We start from the raw sequence: 18,387 nt of genomic DNA on the forward strand, positions 1-18,387 counted from the left end.
TAAAAGTTATTATTATGGAACAACAATACATTTTAACAGAGTTAAAAAAAGTGTTTCATTTTAACTTGCATTTAGCGTTTTAACAAAATATTTATCTTTTACCTTGACAGATTTTTTTTGAAATAATATAATTATTTATCAAAAAATGGGAGGTTACATATGTTAACTGCAATTGTAGGAATAAACTGGGGTGATGAAGGTAAAGGCAGAATGGTCGATTTGTTATCTGCTGACTATGATATAGTATGCCGCTACCAAGGCGGAAATAATGCAGGTCATACTGTAGTAAATGAATCGGGAAAGTATATACTCAATCTTCTTCCGTCCGGCATACTAAGGCCGAATGTAGTGAATATTATGGGCAATGGAATGGTGATTGATATCGAACACCTTCACAAAGAAATAAACAGCTTAAGGGAATCCGGTATAAAAATTACTTCTGATAACCTAAAAATCAGCGACAGAGCGATTATATGCCTGCCATATCACGTTAAGCAGGATGTGTTAGAAGAAGAACGTCTTAAGGATTTGAAATTCGGGTCCACAAAACGAGGAATAGCTCCCGTATACGGTGATAAATACCTGAAAAAGGGAATACGAATGGGAGATTTGTTTAACGAGGAAGCTTTAAAGGAACATTTGAACCAAGTTGTTGAGTGGAAAAACTTAATGATTGCCGGAGGGTATAAATCAATAGAATTTTATCCTGAGGACATGTATGATTGGCTCATGAATTATTCAAAGGAGTTAAAGGAATACATATGTGATGTCGGCTTATACCTGAATGATGCAATAAGCAAAGGAAAGAAAATAATGTTTGAGGCACAGTTAGGTGCTTTAAGAGACATAGATTTCGGCATATACCCATATACATCTTCATCTTCTACAATTGCCGCATACGCACCTATCGGCTCGGGAATCCCAGGACAAAAGCTTGACAATACAATCGGTATAATGAAGGCTTATTCTTCCTGTGTAGGCGAAGGACCTTTTACAGCAGAAATGTTCGGAGAAGAAGCTAAAGCTTTAAGGGAAGCAGGCGGCGAGTACGGAGCTGCTACAGGACGTCCGAGAAGAGTGGGACCTTTTGATGTGGTTGCTTCAAGATATGGTGTTCAGGTTCAAGGTGCTGATATATTGGCTCTGACAAAGCTTGATATATTATCATATTTAGATAAAATCCCTGTAGTTACAGGCTATGAAATTAACGGAAAAATAACAGATGCCTTCCCTATGGGCATGGATTTAAACGCAGCGAAACCTGTTATAGAGTATTTAAAGGGATGGAATTGCGACATAGGAAGCTGCCGGAAGGAATCTGATTTACCCAATGAATGTTATGAATATATAAAATATATAGAAAAAAAAGTAGGAAGTAAAATTAAGTATGTTTCTGTCGGGGCAGAAAGAGAAAGCTATTTGACAATGGACAATTAACACTGAACAATGAATAATGGACAATAGAAAAGATGAGATTCCTCGCTAACGCTCGGAATGACAAAAACGTACTATACGTGTCATCCTGAACGTAATGAAGGATCTCATCTTTTGTGGTACGAAATCCCCAGTCTCATTCGCAAAAATATTTACTACCTATGGTCGTATATCCCAAATTAAAGGTTTGGGTCATCTGCTTATTTTGGGTTTAATTGTGGTTATGTAGTAGTTTATAAAGATTGAAAATGCATAATCGTAAATTATAAATAATATTTGCCCGGCAAGAATCATCCACCATGTTAACTTAATTGTAATAAATAACCTGATTACTAAGTACATTATAATTAAAGCAAAATTAAAGAATACCATCTTTGTCAAAAATAATGTATTTTTATTTCTTACTTTAATCTCTAGTAAATGCTTAATGTAGCTGTACAATCCAAAAAACGCTACGTATGTTACAAACTCAAACTTATTGAAAGATAGGAAAAATCCTAATAAACAGGATGCCGCATAAAATAACAGGCCGCTTTTGCCGCCAAATTCAACTATTACCACTCCAACTAGCAAAGCTGCTCCGGCGAATAATATAATTGTATTTGTTTCGATTATTGACGAAAGTATTATAAAAAGCTGATTTAACCCCAACAACACTCCCAAATATGCTATTTTGCTCTTTAACAGCATGAAATAAGATCCCCTCCCAGGCATTCACACAAGCAATCCGCACAAATAAGCTGTGTACAGCAATCCACACTTGAAGAACTCCTATTATAATTGTATGCCCTGTTTTGATACGTTTGCTGCATATTTAAAATCTGACTTAGAAAATTCTTATATTCAAAGTTATTAGGCTCCATTCTTACTGCATTCTGGACGAATTGCATACCTTGTCCGATTGAGCCCATATTTACATAGCAAACGCCCATAAGATAATTCCATTCGGCATTTCTTACCTTTACGCCGTTTAGTGCCCTGACTGCTTCATTAAACCTTCCGGTCTGAATAAGCTGCCTAATGCTGAATAAACCGCTTGAGCTATTTTGACTCGAGTTATCGTTATAGCTGTTTGCATATGAACCCGATGAGCTGGCGTTCATTATTTCGTCATAAGCCCATTGTATTTCCTTAAACTTTTCTTCCGCAAGATCCTGCAACGGATTATTTTCGTTCATATCAGGATGATATTTTTTAGCTAATTTTCTATAGGCACTTTTTACTTCTTCTTTGGATGCACCTCTTGACAAGCCAAGCACTTCATAGGGGTCTTTCATACGTTTTGCTCCTTTTTATCTAATTTATTTAGTATTCCCGAATAAATAATATTATCAATTACAGCTTTATCTTGTATTAATGGAAGTTTTTCTATTTCTTCACTTAAAAAAGATAAATTAAGCATTAATAAATCTTTGGCATATTGCTCTTTATTGTCTGTATGTAAAAGGTTAAAAGGGTTGTATGATTTGCTTTCTTCGTCCTTTTCCATATCCTCGTAAGCATCAAGTAAATATATAAATTTCCCTAAATAAAAACCGATTTTTCTTAAGGTTTTCTCCCAGTTGTCTTTTTTGTATAAAAATATTTCTTCCATCAGGTAGCCGAATTCATTTGACACCTTGTCAATATCATCCGTGTTACTCTTTTCAAGCTCGGAAATATTATGAAGCTTTTCCCTTATAATTTCTGTTTTTTCAGAGAGCTCCTTTTCGGCTTTTCTATATTCCTTTGACAGTGACTTTAACAGCAATAATGATTTATAATCTCTGTCGTCATACCAGTCATCAAGCAAATTGTAATATGTTAAAATTATATTCAAGGATGCGGCATATTCTGATATTTCGTTTTTAATAACCAACTGCTTCTTACCGGGATGCACCATGCATCTTTCATTATATACCTTATTTTCCGGCTCATATAAAGAGCTTAAAAGCAATATAAGAAATGTCATGTCATAATTCAATGTCATTCTTGATTTGTTGCTGTATTTTGATTTAAGAGTCTTACACAAGCCGCAATAATAGCCCTTGTAGCTGTAGTACTCTTTAAACTTTAATTCCGATTTATTTATTGTAACATATCCAAACAAATATTTCACTCATTTCTGTTTTCTTAATTTTCTATTTTATCTTAAAATATTTAAAATATTTTCAACCTGTACTTTAACACCGATTTGAAGACATTCCTCATCAAGCACGAATTTACTTGAGTGCAACGGATACACCTCTTCTGCCCCTGTACTTCTGCATCCTAAATTAAAAAAGCAACTCTTTGTATATAAACAAAAATACGAAAAATCCTCGGTTCCCATGTCCGGATATTCAAGTGTTTTTACATTATCATTTCCTAACACATTGACAGCTGTTTCTCTTAACAAGTCAACTGCCTGGTCATTATTAATCAGAGGACCGTAGCTTTCTCTGAAGCTTACCATCCCTTCTGTTCCATATGCTTCAGATACATTTTCAACAACCTCTGAAATTCTTTTCTTCATAAACTCTCTCGTTTCAGGGTCTAATGTTCTCATTGTACCGTCTAAATAAACATTGTCAGGTATGATGTTGGTCTGTGTTCCGCCGTGAATTCTGCCTATGGTTACTACCGCAGAGTTTAAGGGAGATACGTTCCTGCTTACTATGGACTGAAGTGCCAATACAATGCCGCTTGCGGCAACAATCGGATCCGTCCCGTTATGTGGCTGTGCTCCGTGGCAGGACTTTCCTCTGACATTGATGCTTATTTCATCAGATGCAGCCATCATTTTGCCGTACTTAATACCGATTGTCCCTGTTTCAAGGGTAGTACTTACATGAAGTCCAAATACAAATTCTACATCGGGATTCTTTAAACAGCCATGCTCTATCATTCTTTCGGCCCCTCCCGTTGTTTCTTCCGCAGGCTGGAAAAAGAATTTAACATCACCGTTTATTTTATCTTCCAATGATTTAATAATTTTAGCAGTCACTAAAGCAATTGCCGTATGAGCATCATGTCCACAAGCATGCATTATACCGTCATTGAGAGATTTATATTCAAAATCTGCTTCTTCCTTAATCGGAAGAGCATCTATATCCGCTCTTACTGCTATACATTTTGAATCTATCCTCTTATTCTTTCCTCGTATAATTGCTACTACACCTGTTTCAGCAACTCCCTTTTCATATTCTATGTTCCAGGAATCCAAGTACCGGCATATTCTTTCCATCGTTTTATATTCATTACCGCCAAGCTCAGGATTTTGGTGCAACTCGCGCCTTATGTTTACAAGCTCTGTATTATTTATTATATACATAATATATTAATCTCTCCTTAAAATTAATTAAGCAGATGACCCAAATCTTTGATTTGGTGTCAGTCGCTTATGCTATAAGTGCAAAAAATCTAAACATTAACCGAATTAATGCTTAGATTTTTGATAAACTACGTTTTCGTCATCCTGAGCTGCAGCGAAGGATCTCAGTACTTCAAAATCTGAGATTCCTCGCTAATGCTCGGATGACACTATCGGAAATTGTCATCAGCCTCAGCATTAACTACATTAATGCTACCAAAATTCTCATTAGTTATCAAGTTTTATTGCGGAAATTTTACGATTATTTCTGTTCCATCACCCTCAATGCTTTCAACTTTAATCTGACCTTTATACAGCTCAGCTATATGCTTGACTATGGATAATCCAAGTCCGGTGCCGCCCGTATCCTTAGATCTGCTTTTATCCACTCTGTAAAACCTCTCAAATATTCTGTGCTGATGTTCCTTTGCTATTCCAACTCCCGTATCCTTTACAGAGGTTATAATAAAACCATCTTTTTCATATATTTTAGCAATTACGCTTCCATTTTCTTTATTGTATTTTATTGCATTATCAATAAGGTTATAAAATAGCTCACTGATATAATTATAATTTGCTTTCATATATATATCAGTTGCTTCAAAGGATAAATTTATATTTAAATCCTCAGCTTTTACTTCTAACAGAGAAACTACTTTATTTAATACATCCTTTAAATTAATTATCGTATCTTCATTTTTATCAGTATTTTCTTCTATCTTTGACAATCTCATAATATCTTCAATTAATGAAATCAATCTTAATCCTTCATTATTTATCATGCTGCTGTACTTTTTAATACTGTCCACATCTGTTATTAACCCTTCTTTAATCAGTTCGGCAAATCCGATTATAGTCGTCAGCGGAGTTTTTAATTCGTGGGATACATTTGCCGAAAATTCACTTCTGATAATTTCTGCATTTTTAGTAATTGTGATATCTTCTATAAGTATAAGCATTCCTGTTACGTTTTCTTTGTCTGCGACCGGGCTCAAATAGTATCTGAAATAATTGCCGTCGTTTTCTGAATCATAAGCAATATGCTTGTTTTCTTTAAAGGATAAATCTATTTTTGATAATATATTTTTATTTCTCGTCAGTTCAATAATGTTTCTTTCATTTTGCAAATCAAATTTATCATTACCTACCATTTCTTTGCCGCTCTTATTTATAGACAAAATGTTTTTATCCTTATTTAATAGAATAAATCCTTCTCTCATATTATCGGTTATTATATTTATTGTATCTCTTTCATACTTTAATTCATTAATATATTGATTTATTTTTAATCTTTGTTCTCTGAACCTACGAGAGATCGGCTCAAGCTCCTCATATATATATACGTCTTTATGTTTCTTATCATCAGTAATTTCATTAATGGAGCCTGCCAATAGATTAATTGGCTTCAATATTTTTTTTATGAATATATTAGCACATATATAGACAACAACAAAAAGCGCGACAAAACTAAATACAATCAAAGGTAATATATTTATAAACACCTGATTTATACTGCTTATTTCTCTCGACAACCTGAGAACTTCATTTTCATTTATTTTTTCGGCATAATAGTACATATCAGTCGATATGGTGTCCGAACGTCTGATATATTCACCTCTGCCATTTTGAAAGGCAGATTTAATTTCAGGTCTGTCTTTATGATTTTCTAACACTTCATTTTTAGCGCGGTTATCATAAACTACATCCCCGTCAATATCAACAATAGTAAAGCGAATACTGTAATTTACAGTGCTTAATATTTTATTGACAGATAAATTTATAGCCTGATTATCTTTCCAATTGCTTTCTTCTTTTGTCAGACCTAATATTGTTTGTATTTGATTTTTAGCATCTGCCGCATATAAATCATAATAAACTTTTGATGTTACAATACTGACTGCTGATGATGAAAGAAAGGATATGAGCAAAATAATCAAAAACAATCGCCTTTTCATTATTGCTGCTCCTCTAACTTATAACCGGCACTCCTTACCGTAACAACATAGTTGGGACAACCCGCAGCATCTAATTTTTGTCTTATGGTTTTAATATGCATATCCACCGTCCTGGTTTCCCCTTCATAATCGTATCCCCAGATTTCCTGGAGAATTTTATCTCTCGATAAAACTATACCCTTATTAAGCATTAAATAATATAAGAGTTCAAATTCTTTATACGTAAGCACCACTGGTATATCCTTATATAACAAAGTACGTTTATTGTAATCCAAGATCAGGTCTTTATATTCTATAATGTCCTCAAGAATTTCTTTTTTGCCCGAGCGCCTTAAAACTGCTTTTACTCTCGCCATTAATTCTAATACACCGAATGGCTTTGTAATAAAGTCATCGGCTCCGGATTCAAGTCCTTTAACCTTATCTAATTCCATAGATTTTGCAGTTAAAATAATTATGGGAATTTCTGCATAAGGCAAATCGCTTTTAATTGTTTTCATTATTGACATTCCATCAATTTTAGGAAGCATTAAATCAAGGAGTATTAAATCTGGTATTCTCTTTCTTAATGCATTATAAAAGCTTCCTGCTTCTTCAAATCCCATAACCTCAAAATCGGCTGTTGATAGAGCTAAAGTTATTAATTCTCTTATACCCGCATCATCTTCTACACAATATATGAGCTTCATATTTTTTCTCCCCTTATTCTGTGTTCTCCTGTAATAGAAAATATAACCCATTCTGCAATATTTTCTGCATGATCACCTATTCTTTCAAGATATTTTGCAATCATCAAGAGGTCAATAGCCTGTTCTCCGTTTTCAGTGTCTTCCTGAATTTTTTCTATTAATTCTGTTTTTATTATTTGAAACAGATTATCTACCACATCGTCATCCTTGCAAACCTTAAGTGCCAATTCCTTATCCTTATTTACAAATGCATCAACACTTCTCTTTACCATGCTGATGGTTGCTTCTGCCATTTGAGGTATGTGAACAAGATCCTTAATAAACTTCTGGTTTGCCAAGAATTTTGAAATTTCGGCAATATCCTCTGCATTATCTCCTATTCTCTCCATATCGGTAATCATTTTTAGTGCGGTGCTGATTATCCTCAAATCGGAGGCAACCGGCTGCTGCTGTAAAAGCAGCTTCAAGCAATGATTTTCTATAGTTTTTTCCATTTCATCTATTTCAACTTCTAATTCATTTACTCTTTTAGCCATTTCTAAATCTTTATTGATAAGCGCCTTTGCGCTCGTTTCAATGGATTCCTCTATAAGTCCTCCCATTTTAATTAATTCAAGATTTAAAATTTCTAACTCCTTATCAAATCTATTCCTCATTATATCCTCCGTTTTAGCCGAATCTTCCGGTTATATAATCTTCAGTTTTTTTGTTTTCAGGCATTGAAAACAACTTTTCAGTATCATCAAATTCAACAACCTCTCCATGGAGAAAAAAGCCGGTTTTATCAGAAATCCTTGTTGCCTGCTGCATGTTGTGAGTAACAATTACAATTGTGTAATTCTTTTTTATATCAACAAGTAAATCTTCTATTTTCATCGTTGATATAGGGTCCAATGCCGAAGTCGGCTCATCTAAAAGTATTACCTCCGGATTTACGGAAAAGGCTCTGGCAATACACAATCTTTGTTGTTGGCCTCCTGACAATCCTAATGCACTTTTTTTCAACCTATCCTTTACCTCATCCCACATAGCCGCAGCACGCAAGCTTTGTTCTACTATATCATCAAGCTTTGATCTTTGTTTTATACCGTGTGTCTTTGGACCGTAAGCTACATTTTCATATATGCTCATAGGAAAAGGATTAGGTTTTTGAAATACCATTCCAACCCTTTTTCTTAAGACTGATGCATCTATATCCTTATAAATATCCACATCGTCCAACAGCATTCTTCCATTTATTTTGACTCCCTCTATTAAATCATTCATCCTGTTTAGGGACTTCAATAATGTAGATTTCCCGCATCCCGACGGGCCGATAAAGGCAGTTATTTCATTTTCTTTTATATTCATGTTTATATTTTTGAGAGCTTGAAACTCTCCATAATATAAATTAACATCTTCTATCTTTATTTTACTCATCACTTAGCCTCCCAATTCGTCCCGCAAGCTTCGTTGTGGTATAGTTTACTAAAAAAACTATTATTATTAATATTGACCCTGTTGCAAATGCCATTTCCTTTGAGTGCGGCAAACCCTCGCTTGCAAGCATATACATATGAATAGCGAGCGTTCTTTGAGAAGCCATTAAATCTAATGTAGGATTTTTTAATACATTTGTTCCGCTTGTAAATATTAAAGCAGCCGTTTCACCAACGATACGACCTATTGCCAATATTATGCCGGATAAAATACCGGGCATTGCTGTCGGCAGAACTATTCTAAAAACTGTCCTTAATCTTCCTGCACCAAGACCTAAGCTTCCTTCCCTGTACATATCGGGTACTGACTTTATTGCTTCTTCTGATGAGCTGATAATTAAAGGAAGTATCATTATTGACAATGTGCATATACCTGAAAGAACAGATGCTCTGAAACCTAATAGCTTTACAAATAATATCATCCCAAACAATCCGAATACAATTGAAGGTATACCTGCCAAGGTATCTACAGCCAATCGTATTACTTTGACTGTTTTATTTCCCCTTTTTGCATACTCTGTAAGATAAATCGCACAAAATACACCTATTGGAACAGAAATAAATAAAGAAATTATAACCATTTCAATTGTTGTCACGACTGAAGAAAATGCCGACAGGGTATCTGAATTGTATTCTCCGAACAGAAATTCCATATTTATTTTAGGAACTCCTCTTAAAAGTATAAACAATAGTATATATATTAATATTCCAACAGTCAATATTCCACAAAACCATACGGTTAATTTTAATATTAAGGATATTGTCTTTCTTCTTCTTAATACATCCATAGTGCCTCCTAATTCTTTGCATCCCTTGTTTTAATTAAGCTTAATGCTGTGTTGAGAATTATTATGAATACAAAAAGCACAACACCGGTTGCTATTAACGATTCCTCATGCAGTCCGGAAGCATAACTCATTTCAGTAACTATATTGGTAGTCAATGTTCTGATCGGCTTCAATAATTTAATTTTATCCAACGGCATTACCGCATTACCTGCTACCATTACAACAGCCATTGTTTCTCCCACAGCTCTGCCTATGCCCAAAATTATTGATGTAAAAACACCTGACTTGGCAGCAGGCAAGACTATTTTGAAAACTGTTTCTTCTTTTGTAGCGCCAAGCCCTAGCGAACCTTCTTCATAACTTAGCGGAACTGATCTTATTGAGCTTTCGCTTATTGATATAATTGTAGGCAAAATCATTATACCTAATATTATTGAGGATGATAAAATACTGAACCCGTTGCCTCCAAAGTTTTCCCTTAAAAACGGGACTATTACCTCCATTCCAAAAAAACCATAAACAATTGAAGGTATACCTGCCAACAGGTTAACTGCCGGCTTTGCAATTTTATAAACTGTATCAGGACAAAATTTAGCCAAGAAAACAGCGCACATCAATCCGATGGGTACACCTATTGCAATAGCTCCTGCCGTAACATATGTGCTTCCCACTATCATTGATAAAATTCCGTAGGAAGGAGGATAGTCCGTAGGTTTCCATTTTTCGTTTAAAATAAATTCCATTATGCCTATTTCTCCTATAGCAGGTATGCCTCTTAATAACAGAAAGAGGCAGATGGCAATTACTGCTATAATGGAAATAAGTGCAGACAGATAAAACACTGCCTGCATTAATTTTTCGCTATAATTCGCTTTAGTACTTTGCATTACTCAATTTCAAACCAAGCTGTTTTTTCGCCGGTGTATATGGCTGTAATATCTTCAGCCGCTAAATCGTCTGTCGGATTTTCATTGTTCACGATTACTGCTATACCATCAATTGCAAGAACGTGTCTGTTTAATTGTGCTGCTTCTTCATCCTTTAATTCTCTTGAACTCATTCCTATATCATATGACCCGTCTATAGCTGCATTGATACCTTGAGATGAACCATTTGCCTGCATTTCAAATTTTACGTCAGGATTTAATTTATTGTACTCTTCCTGTAATTTTTCCATTAAAGGCGCTACCGATGTTGAACCGGCAACTTTAATAGTTCCGGATAACCCTGAACCGGTATACTCTTTTGGACTGTCAACTGCACTTATAAAATTCCTGTCATTAACTATTTTTTGCCCTTCTATTGATTCGGTAAAGTTTAAGAAATCTTTAACCAAGTCACTTTCAGTTCCTTTAGTTACCAGTAAAAATGGTCTTGCAACCGAATATGCTCCGCTTTTAACATTGTCAATTGTCGGTTCCACACTATTAACCTCAATTGCCTTAATTCTTTCACTGACTGACCCTAATGATATATACCCTATACCGTATTTATCTTGTTCGACTGCAGTAATCACTTTATCGGTTCCATCAAATTCAAGTGCTCCCACTACAAGCTTGTCAACTGTTGTATCACCTTCTTTTTGTATTATTTCCATAATTTCATGAAAGGCTCCTCTTGTACCTGAAGCTGCATCTCTTGCTACCACAGTTATATCTTTATCTGCATCGAAATTACTCGCCGGTTGCTGAGGTTGCTCTACAGGTTGCTGCGGTTGTGGTTGTTCTGATGGCTGTTCCTTAGCACACCCAACAAACACCAAAGTTAACATTAATACTGCTGCGATAATAAATAACAATTTTCTATTTCTCATAATTTTTATATCTTCTCCTTGATCTGTTTTTTATCTTGTCCTTAATATAAACATTGATAGTAAAAAACAAACCTTGAAAATGTAAAAAATATGTAAAGTTTTTTAACCTTACATATTTTCTGATTTTATTGATATTTAATTGCATATAACTAAATTTCTGCTGCTTCCCTTGGCAGAATACAAGCATTTATCTGCCTTTTTCAATACATCAAGGAAGGATTTATCCACTTCCTTAAACTCATGCACACCTATGCTCAAGGTTATGGAAACCAAAATTCCATCTCCCAAATCAAAGATTTTATTTTCTATGGTTTTTCTTATTCTTTCCGCCACATCTATGACCTCAGGCTCTCCTAAGCCAGGGCATATAAGAAGAAATTCATCCCCTCCGTACCTTCCTATATAATCCGTATTTCTTATACATTTCGAAATTGTATCCGCCACCATACTCAACGCCTTGTCGCCGTAGACATGACCGAATGAGTCGTTTACATTCTTAAAGTTATCTAAATCTATCATTGCGACCGAAAACTTCAGATTGTTTATCTTGTGCCTTTCATAAATAATTTCACCTAATCTCACTATTTCAAATTTAGTTAAGAAGCTTGTTAAATTATCATAAGTTGCTTTATCTTCAACTCTCTTGTAGTTTATAGCATTTTCGATTGCTATAGCCGAATAGTTGGCCAATATCTTCAATGTATTTAAATCATTGAGATCATAAGCACTTTCTTCACTACTTTGTACAGACATTAAACCAACGACCTTGTCATTAATTATCAATGGCGTATATATCACAGATTTCATCTCTGATTTTCCTTCTGTTCCTTTGAAGCCTGAAGGTAATCTGTCAATATATTTTTTATATTCTTTGTTTACATCACCTATTATAATATCCTTTTTGTTTCTGATGCAGTAGGAGCCGAACGACGATATGTCCTCACCGTCAAAATGTTTTACATCCTTAATTTTTGTATTTTCGCCAACAAAGTAATATGTTGCCTGATCTAAATTTTTATCATATACCGCAATTCCAAAGTAATCCGTATTTATCAGCTTATTAATCTCTTCGTCTATTATTTTAACAATTGAATTGATACTCAAATTAGATAATATTTTTTGACCTATGTTAGACAGCAGCTCTGTCCTGTCATAAAGTGATTTATATTGATCCGCTTCCCTCTTAGTATGCTTGAAATTCATTTTAGCCATAAGCTGATTTTGCTCATAATCATACATTTCATCATCAATAAGCATATATTCTTCTAAACATTTAAGGGCTTCATAAGGCTTGTCAGAGTCCTTGTGAATTTTGTACAACATATGGTATGCTTCTCTAAGCAATACCTTTATTTTTTTATTTATACAATTTTCTATTATCTCAAGCAACTCTTCTGTTGCCTTTTGTTTTCTTCCGACTAAAATACATAGCTTCGCCCATTCCAGAGCCACGGCACATTTTTCATATATCAAATCATTCTCATTTGCGAAATCATATGATGTTTTGAATTCTTGTTCCGCAATATCATATAAATTCAGCTTTGCGTAAGCCGTACCTTTTAATTTATGTATTTCACATATTTCAGAGGTTACTCTCAGTTCCTCTTCCATTTTCATTACACCATCTATATGGACAAGAGCTAAATAAGGGTCTCCTATGTTAATTTCTATTTCAGCAAGGGCTAGATTCAAAGAAATTTGTTGTCTTTTTGTCAATACGCATTCTATTATTTCAATACTGTTAAGGATATCTTTGCCCTTTTTGAAATTTTTCATTTGAATATAATTTATACCGGTGTTTATTAAGAGAGTAACTATAGCCTTTTTATTGTCGGTTTCTTCGCATAAGGAAATACCCTTAAGTCCCCATTCGTTCGCTAAGTTGAACTGTCCCATCTGGCAATATACATTAGTAAGTCCGTTGCATGCATATATCAGCCCCGGCTTATAGTCAAGCAAATTAAATATGTCATTCGAAATTAAGAAGCTTTCGGCGGCTTTTTCATAATAAGATCTTTCAAAATGATACCATCCCAAATAGTAATATGCCCAGGCTCTTACCTTGCTTAAATTGTTTTCTTTAGAAAACTTCATAAGCTCGTCTATTACCTCTTTATCGTGGCTATGTTTAAAAATAATTAAACGAAAAACTTCTATATAATCTTCATTTTCTTTAAGTTTCTTTAGTTCATCCGCATATTTTTGCTGAAAATCCATAATTTCACCTCTGACATGGTAACGTCTTCAACTACCATATATATTTTATAATGAAATTAATATAAAGTCAATTCATAAAAAGAATAACCTTACAGTTTTCTGTAAGGTTATTTAATGTAAGTTTATGAATTAAGCATTTGCATGCTTATTTTTATAGTTAGCAATATATTCTTCCAATTCTTTTGGAGATTTTTTAAGCTTCATAGGTCTTACATATTGTTCTGAAGAAGGGTCTTCCTCCAATGTCATAATAGAAATTCCCATGTATGCATATATAACTGAAACGATTGGGCTCAACAGGTTGAAGAATGCGTACGGAAGATACGCGAATGTAGGTACTCCAAGGAATCCTGACATTGTAGCACCGCATGTATTCCATGGTATAAGCGCTGAAGTAACCGTACCGGAATCCTCAAGGATACGTGACAGGTTTCTCGGTGCCAAGCCTCTTTCAGCAAATGTGTCCTTGTACATTTTACCCGGTAACGCAATGGCAAGGTATTGGTCTCCGCAAAGTGTGTTTACGAAAAGACAGGTAACTGCCGTTACAAGTATTAATGAACCTGTATTCTTTGCAAACACTAACAATCTGTTTGCAATAGTTGCCATCATGCCTGTTTTTTCAAGAACTCCACCGAATGTTAATGCACACATAATCAATGAAATTGTCCACATCATACTTTGAAGACCACCGTTTGTTAATAATTCATCCACGACCTCGTGACCGGTTTCAGCAACAACACCATTGTTAGCAATATCCATTAAGGAACCAAAATCCTGACCCTGGAATACTGCACAGACTGCTCCAAGTAAGCACCCTACTACCAATCCCGGGATTGCAGGAACCTTCATAGCAACCATTACTATAACTATAACAGGAACCACCAATAACAAAGGATTAATTACATAAATGCTTTCAATAGTCTGTAATATACCGTTTATTTCATGTGTATCAAGCTCTTGTCCGGCAAATTGGAATCCTATTGCTAAGAATATCACTAAAGTTATACCGTATGAAACGCTTGTTGTATAAAGCATGTGTTTAATATGATCAAATAAAGTTGATCCTGCCATTCCAGGTGCAAGGTTAGTTGTATCTGATAAAGGTGATATTTTGTCTCCGAAATATGCTCCGGATATAATTGCACCCGCTGCCAAAGGAACAGGAACTCCAAGACCTTGAGCTATACCTATCAAGGCAATACCAACCGTACCTGCCGTTGTCCACGAGCTGCCTGTAGCCAATGCAACAATACTGCAAAGTATAAGTGAAGCTGCCAGGAAAAACGTAGGTGACAGTATTTGTAATCCGTAATAAATCATTGTAGGAACAATACCGCCCGCAATCCATGTACCAATTAAAACACCTATTATTGCAAGTATTAAAATCGCTTGCATAGTACTGCCGATTGAATCAACAATACCTTGCTCAATTTCCTTCCAAGTAAATCCTAAGGAAAAAGTTGCTATTACTGCAGCAGTGACTGCACCAAGCAAAATAGGAATGTGAACCTCTCCGTCATATTTAATAATGACAATTCCTATTATTAATACTGTAACAATAACCGGAATGATAGAAATTAATAAAGATGGTTCTTTTTTTTGTTTTGGAACTTTACCCATAATTCTCCTCCAATTAATTTTGTGTATTGATATTATGGTAAAGGATGAATAAATAAACCCTACTATAATGCCCAACAAAACCCATTAATGAAAATCCTGTATCATTAAACAATACACATATTTTAAAACGTACATTTATGAATACGTTTTACATGTATTTTAGCATAATTAAAATATTTTGTAAACACCTATTTATTAACAGTTTTATAAATAATCATAATATAAATAAAATTACATAAAATAAAAATAAAAAAATGTCATACCATAAAGCCGATTTTACATGTTAAAATTCTCGGCCTTAAACGAATGACATTTTGTTATATCATATATTCATAATTTTTAGTTTAAAAAATATTGTTTTTGTACTCAATATACAATCTTCTGATTTCAGCCATTTTTTCGTTCATTTGCTTTTGCAAATCAGAAGCTATTTCATAATGACCTTCGTTTATTGCTGTCTTTATCTTGGTAAAAATGCACTTTTTAGTCATACTGTCCTTCATAAGCTTGGTTTTTAAATAAACTATCCTTTCCCAATTAACCACATCTAAATCTGTTGCGTGATCTTGTTCGTTATGAAGCTTTACAAAAGTCTTTAAAAGCATTATATTGTCATGGATTATCCTTCCTGTAAGCTCATTTTTCCACTTTTGAAGTGTTGATTCCTTAAATGAATTTATAAGTTCATCAGTAAAAACATCTCCTGACTTTAATATCTGCTGCTTTAGTTTGTTGGATTCAAGATTTGATAAATTTTCCCAAACAGTTGCAGGGGCTATCCCATACAGCTTACTTCTTTCATCTTCAGTAAATCGTTCAAAAACATCCTCTTCACTTCTGTATTCTCTGTATTTTTCCAAGTAAACAGCATCGTCACCGTATGATTTCGTGATTTCATTTTCCAATTGCTCGCATGATAATCCTGCGTTAATAACATTGGCTATTCCATCAAGCATTGCCTGATACGATGCCGCAATAACCAGATAAGTATTGGAGTATGGATTCGGAGACCTTAGTTCAAATCTTATAACATTAGGATTTTCCACGTCCCTTATTACCCCTACAAGAACTGAACGATTCCTTGACGGAGCTTCCTTAGTACCACCCAATGAAGTAACTATGCACACAGGCGCTTCAAATCCGGGTTTTAATCTGTTGAACGCATCGTTGGTTGCTGTAACTATTGGGTTTATTACCTCATAATTTTTCAAGAGTCCCATCAAGGCGCCATATCCTATTTCACTTAAATAATCCTTATGTATGTCATCAGGAGTAAACAGGTTGATTCTTTTTCCGTCTTTTAATTTTAAAGCAACTCCAAGATGAGTATGTTCCCCGTTTCCTGCAACGCCTTCAATAGGCTTTGCTTTAAACAACACTTCTAAACCGTGATGTCTGAACTGATCTTCTATTATTTCCCTTACAAGAATTTCATTGTCTGCTGCCTGTATTGCACTTGAAAATCTCCAATCTATTTCAAGCTGCTCCATAACATGGGTTATTCTGCCTTTAGCATCAATTTTATTAGCTATGCCGCCAACCTCTTTATGAGCCATCTCCGGCTTCAAATCATAAAGTTCAAGCATATCCATTATCTTTTCAATAACCGTCCTTACAGTTCCCATTGTTCTTTTCCAATACTGTTCCTTCAGGATTTGCGAAGTATGTAATTCCTCGAAATCTGCACTTTGTTCAGGGGTTTTTACCCACATTTCAAGCTCTGTGGCACATGTAAGCTGAATTTCTTCAACATCTTCATATTTAAAATTATAATATTCTGATATCCTTGGATTCTTCTCTATTAAATTCATTAATTCAGATTTGAAGTTAATTATTGCCCTTTTAAGTATGGACCTTGAGCAAACCTGCTTGCCGTCATGTATGATAAAGGAAGGAATTTTTAACGTGCCTACGGGTAGGGAATTTATGGAATTGTAATTTTCATAATTATAATCTATAAACCAGTTGCAGTTAATATCAGGTAATATATCCACCCTCGCATTGTTTAAATCTGCAATGCCTTGCAACTCAACGCTGGAACCGTCTGTCTGGATTCCAAACTTCAGCATTTCAGCCATATCCTTGATAAAAAGCTTTATTGGAATTTTTTCATCGGTACCATTACCTCCAATATCAACACCCATGAATGATACAAATTGAATTTCCGGATGTTCTTGAAGTATTTGCGTTAAATCTTGTATGCCATGATGCTCTGGCTTTATTGTATAAATCATGTTGTTCATATTTCCTCCTGTTCTACTTACATATATCAATTAATTCCGATGGTTCGAAAATCAGATATTCAGGTTTATGTTTTTTTAAGCTTTCTACTGTATTATATCCCCATCCCACCGAAGCAATATCTATCCCGGTATTTTTGGCTGCATGAATGTCTCTTATTTCATCGCCAACATAAAGTACTTCACTAAGGTTCAATTTTTCCTTTTTAATTATTCTTCTCATTTTAGATTCTTTTCCAAACATGGACGCACTTAAAATAAAATCAAAGAATTCAGCATCTTTTGCTTTGAGAAAGGATAATACATTATCCTTGGAGTTAGTTGTAAGTATAGCCGTCTTTATTCCCATTTCACGTAGAATCTTAACGGTTTCTAAAATATCTCCCTTGCATAACCTTATATTTTTTATATCTTGATTTAAGAGCTTTTTACCCCTTTTTAAGATAAACGGCAGATATCTTTTCTTTAATTCTACATATTCAATTAACTCCTTTGCGCTCATCTTTTTTATATGTCCAAGCTCATCTATGGTAATATTTCTTAAATTATATTTTTCAGCTAATTTCTGATATATGACAAAATTCGCCTCTTCTGTATCGGCAATCGTTCCGTCAAAATCAAATAAAACATACTTATATCTCACCATAATCCATCCTTTGCTATTATCTATAAATAATAACACAATTTATTCTTATGTTTCAACTATATTATATTTTATTTTAAAAAAACTCCTGTAACAGGAGTTTCAGGTTATTGACAAACCCGCTAAAAATTAGCGGGTTTTCATAATAATTAAGGAAAGACACATGAAAAATCAAT

The 18,387-nt window shown here is 34.4% G+C and carries 16 protein-coding genes; 1 reads left to right on the plus strand and 15 read right to left on the minus strand.

Features of this window, described 5'->3' with window-relative positions; genetic code table 11:
* Positions 1-159: 159 nt before the first annotated feature.
* Entirely contained in the window at positions 160-1,437 is a 1,278-nt protein-coding gene (locus tag HZF24_RS18105) for an adenylosuccinate synthase (RefSeq protein WP_179239784.1), read from the plus strand.
* 189 nt (positions 1,438-1,626) lie between these two features.
* On the opposite strand, the gene HZF24_RS18110 is transcribed toward HZF24_RS18105, so the two are convergent.
* The 15 genes from HZF24_RS18110 to HZF24_RS18180 form a co-directional block, all read right to left on the minus strand.
* Positions 1,627-2,124 carry a hypothetical protein gene (locus HZF24_RS18110; protein WP_179239785.1) on the minus strand — a complete coding sequence of 166 codons (498 nt, stop codon included), beginning with the start codon at positions 2,122-2,124 and terminating at the stop codon, positions 1,627-1,629.
* Positions 2,115-2,711 carry a DnaJ domain-containing protein gene (locus HZF24_RS19305; RefSeq protein WP_179239786.1) on the minus strand — a complete coding sequence of 199 codons (597 nt, stop codon included), beginning with the start codon at positions 2,709-2,711 and terminating at the stop codon, positions 2,115-2,117. The genes HZF24_RS18110 and HZF24_RS19305 overlap by 10 nt, the downstream gene beginning before the upstream one ends.
* Positions 2,708-3,523, minus strand: a complete 816-nt coding sequence (locus HZF24_RS18120) for a DUF5685 family protein (protein ID WP_179239787.1) — start codon at positions 3,521-3,523, stop codon at positions 2,708-2,710. Before HZF24_RS18120 ends, HZF24_RS19305 begins: the two co-directional genes overlap by 4 nt.
* A 36-nt stretch (positions 3,524-3,559) precedes the next feature.
* On the minus strand, positions 3,560-4,726 hold the full coding sequence (locus HZF24_RS18125; protein WP_179239788.1) for a M20 metallopeptidase family protein: 1,167 nt from the start codon (positions 4,724-4,726) through the stop codon (positions 3,560-3,562).
* Positions 4,727-5,007: 281 nt separating this feature from the next.
* The gene (locus HZF24_RS18130) at positions 5,008-6,720 is read right to left on the minus strand and encodes a sensor histidine kinase (protein ID WP_179239789.1); all 1,713 of its coding nucleotides are present in this window, start codon (positions 6,718-6,720) and stop codon (positions 5,008-5,010) included.
* Positions 6,720-7,409: a winged helix-turn-helix domain-containing protein gene (locus HZF24_RS18135; RefSeq protein ID WP_179239790.1), complete on the minus strand. Its 690-nt coding sequence runs from the start codon at positions 7,407-7,409 to the stop codon at positions 6,720-6,722. The genes HZF24_RS18130 and HZF24_RS18135 overlap by 1 nt, the downstream gene beginning before the upstream one ends.
* On the minus strand, positions 7,406-8,065 hold the full coding sequence (gene phoU, locus HZF24_RS18140) for a phosphate signaling complex protein PhoU (protein ID WP_179239791.1): 660 nt from the start codon (positions 8,063-8,065) through the stop codon (positions 7,406-7,408). The genes HZF24_RS18135 and phoU overlap by 4 nt, the downstream gene beginning before the upstream one ends.
* A gap of 13 nt (positions 8,066-8,078) precedes the next feature.
* Positions 8,079-8,828, minus strand: coding sequence for a phosphate ABC transporter ATP-binding protein PstB (gene pstB / locus HZF24_RS18145; RefSeq protein ID WP_179239792.1), 750 nt, complete (start codon positions 8,826-8,828; stop codon positions 8,079-8,081).
* Positions 8,821-9,675 carry a phosphate ABC transporter permease PstA gene (gene pstA / locus HZF24_RS18150; protein WP_179239793.1) on the minus strand — a complete coding sequence of 285 codons (855 nt, stop codon included), beginning with the start codon at positions 9,673-9,675 and terminating at the stop codon, positions 8,821-8,823. The genes pstB and pstA overlap by 8 nt, the downstream gene beginning before the upstream one ends.
* Before the next feature lie 8 nt (positions 9,676-9,683).
* Positions 9,684-10,562, minus strand: a complete 879-nt coding sequence (gene pstC / locus HZF24_RS18155; protein ID WP_179239794.1) for a phosphate ABC transporter permease subunit PstC — start codon at positions 10,560-10,562, stop codon at positions 9,684-9,686.
* Positions 10,562-11,488: a substrate-binding domain-containing protein gene (locus HZF24_RS18160; RefSeq protein WP_179239795.1), complete on the minus strand. Its 927-nt coding sequence runs from the start codon at positions 11,486-11,488 to the stop codon at positions 10,562-10,564. The genes pstC and HZF24_RS18160 overlap by 1 nt, the downstream gene beginning before the upstream one ends.
* 135 nt (positions 11,489-11,623) lie before the next feature.
* Positions 11,624-13,705 (minus strand): sensor domain-containing diguanylate cyclase, encoded by a 2,082-nt coding sequence (locus HZF24_RS18165; protein WP_179239796.1) that lies wholly within the window; start codon positions 13,703-13,705, stop codon positions 11,624-11,626.
* Positions 13,706-13,834: 129 nt separating this feature from the next.
* A complete protein-coding gene (nhaC, locus tag HZF24_RS18170; protein ID WP_179239797.1) occupies positions 13,835-15,328 on the minus strand; it encodes a Na+/H+ antiporter NhaC in 1,494 nt (497 codons plus the stop codon).
* Positions 15,329-15,672: 344 nt separating this feature from the next.
* A complete protein-coding gene (locus tag HZF24_RS18175) occupies positions 15,673-17,571 on the minus strand; it encodes a type I glutamate--ammonia ligase (protein ID WP_179239798.1) in 1,899 nt (632 codons plus the stop codon).
* Between the two features lie 13 nt (positions 17,572-17,584).
* Entirely contained in the window at positions 17,585-18,214 is a 630-nt protein-coding gene (locus tag HZF24_RS18180; protein WP_179239799.1) for an HAD-IA family hydrolase, read from the minus strand.
* Between the last annotated feature and the right edge of the window lie 173 nt (positions 18,215-18,387).

Origin of the sequence: Sedimentibacter hydroxybenzoicus DSM 7310 (assembly GCF_013403245.1) — a bacterium.
GTDB classification, from domain to species: Bacteria; Bacillota; Clostridia; order Tissierellales; family Sedimentibacteraceae; genus Sedimentibacter; species Sedimentibacter hydroxybenzoicus.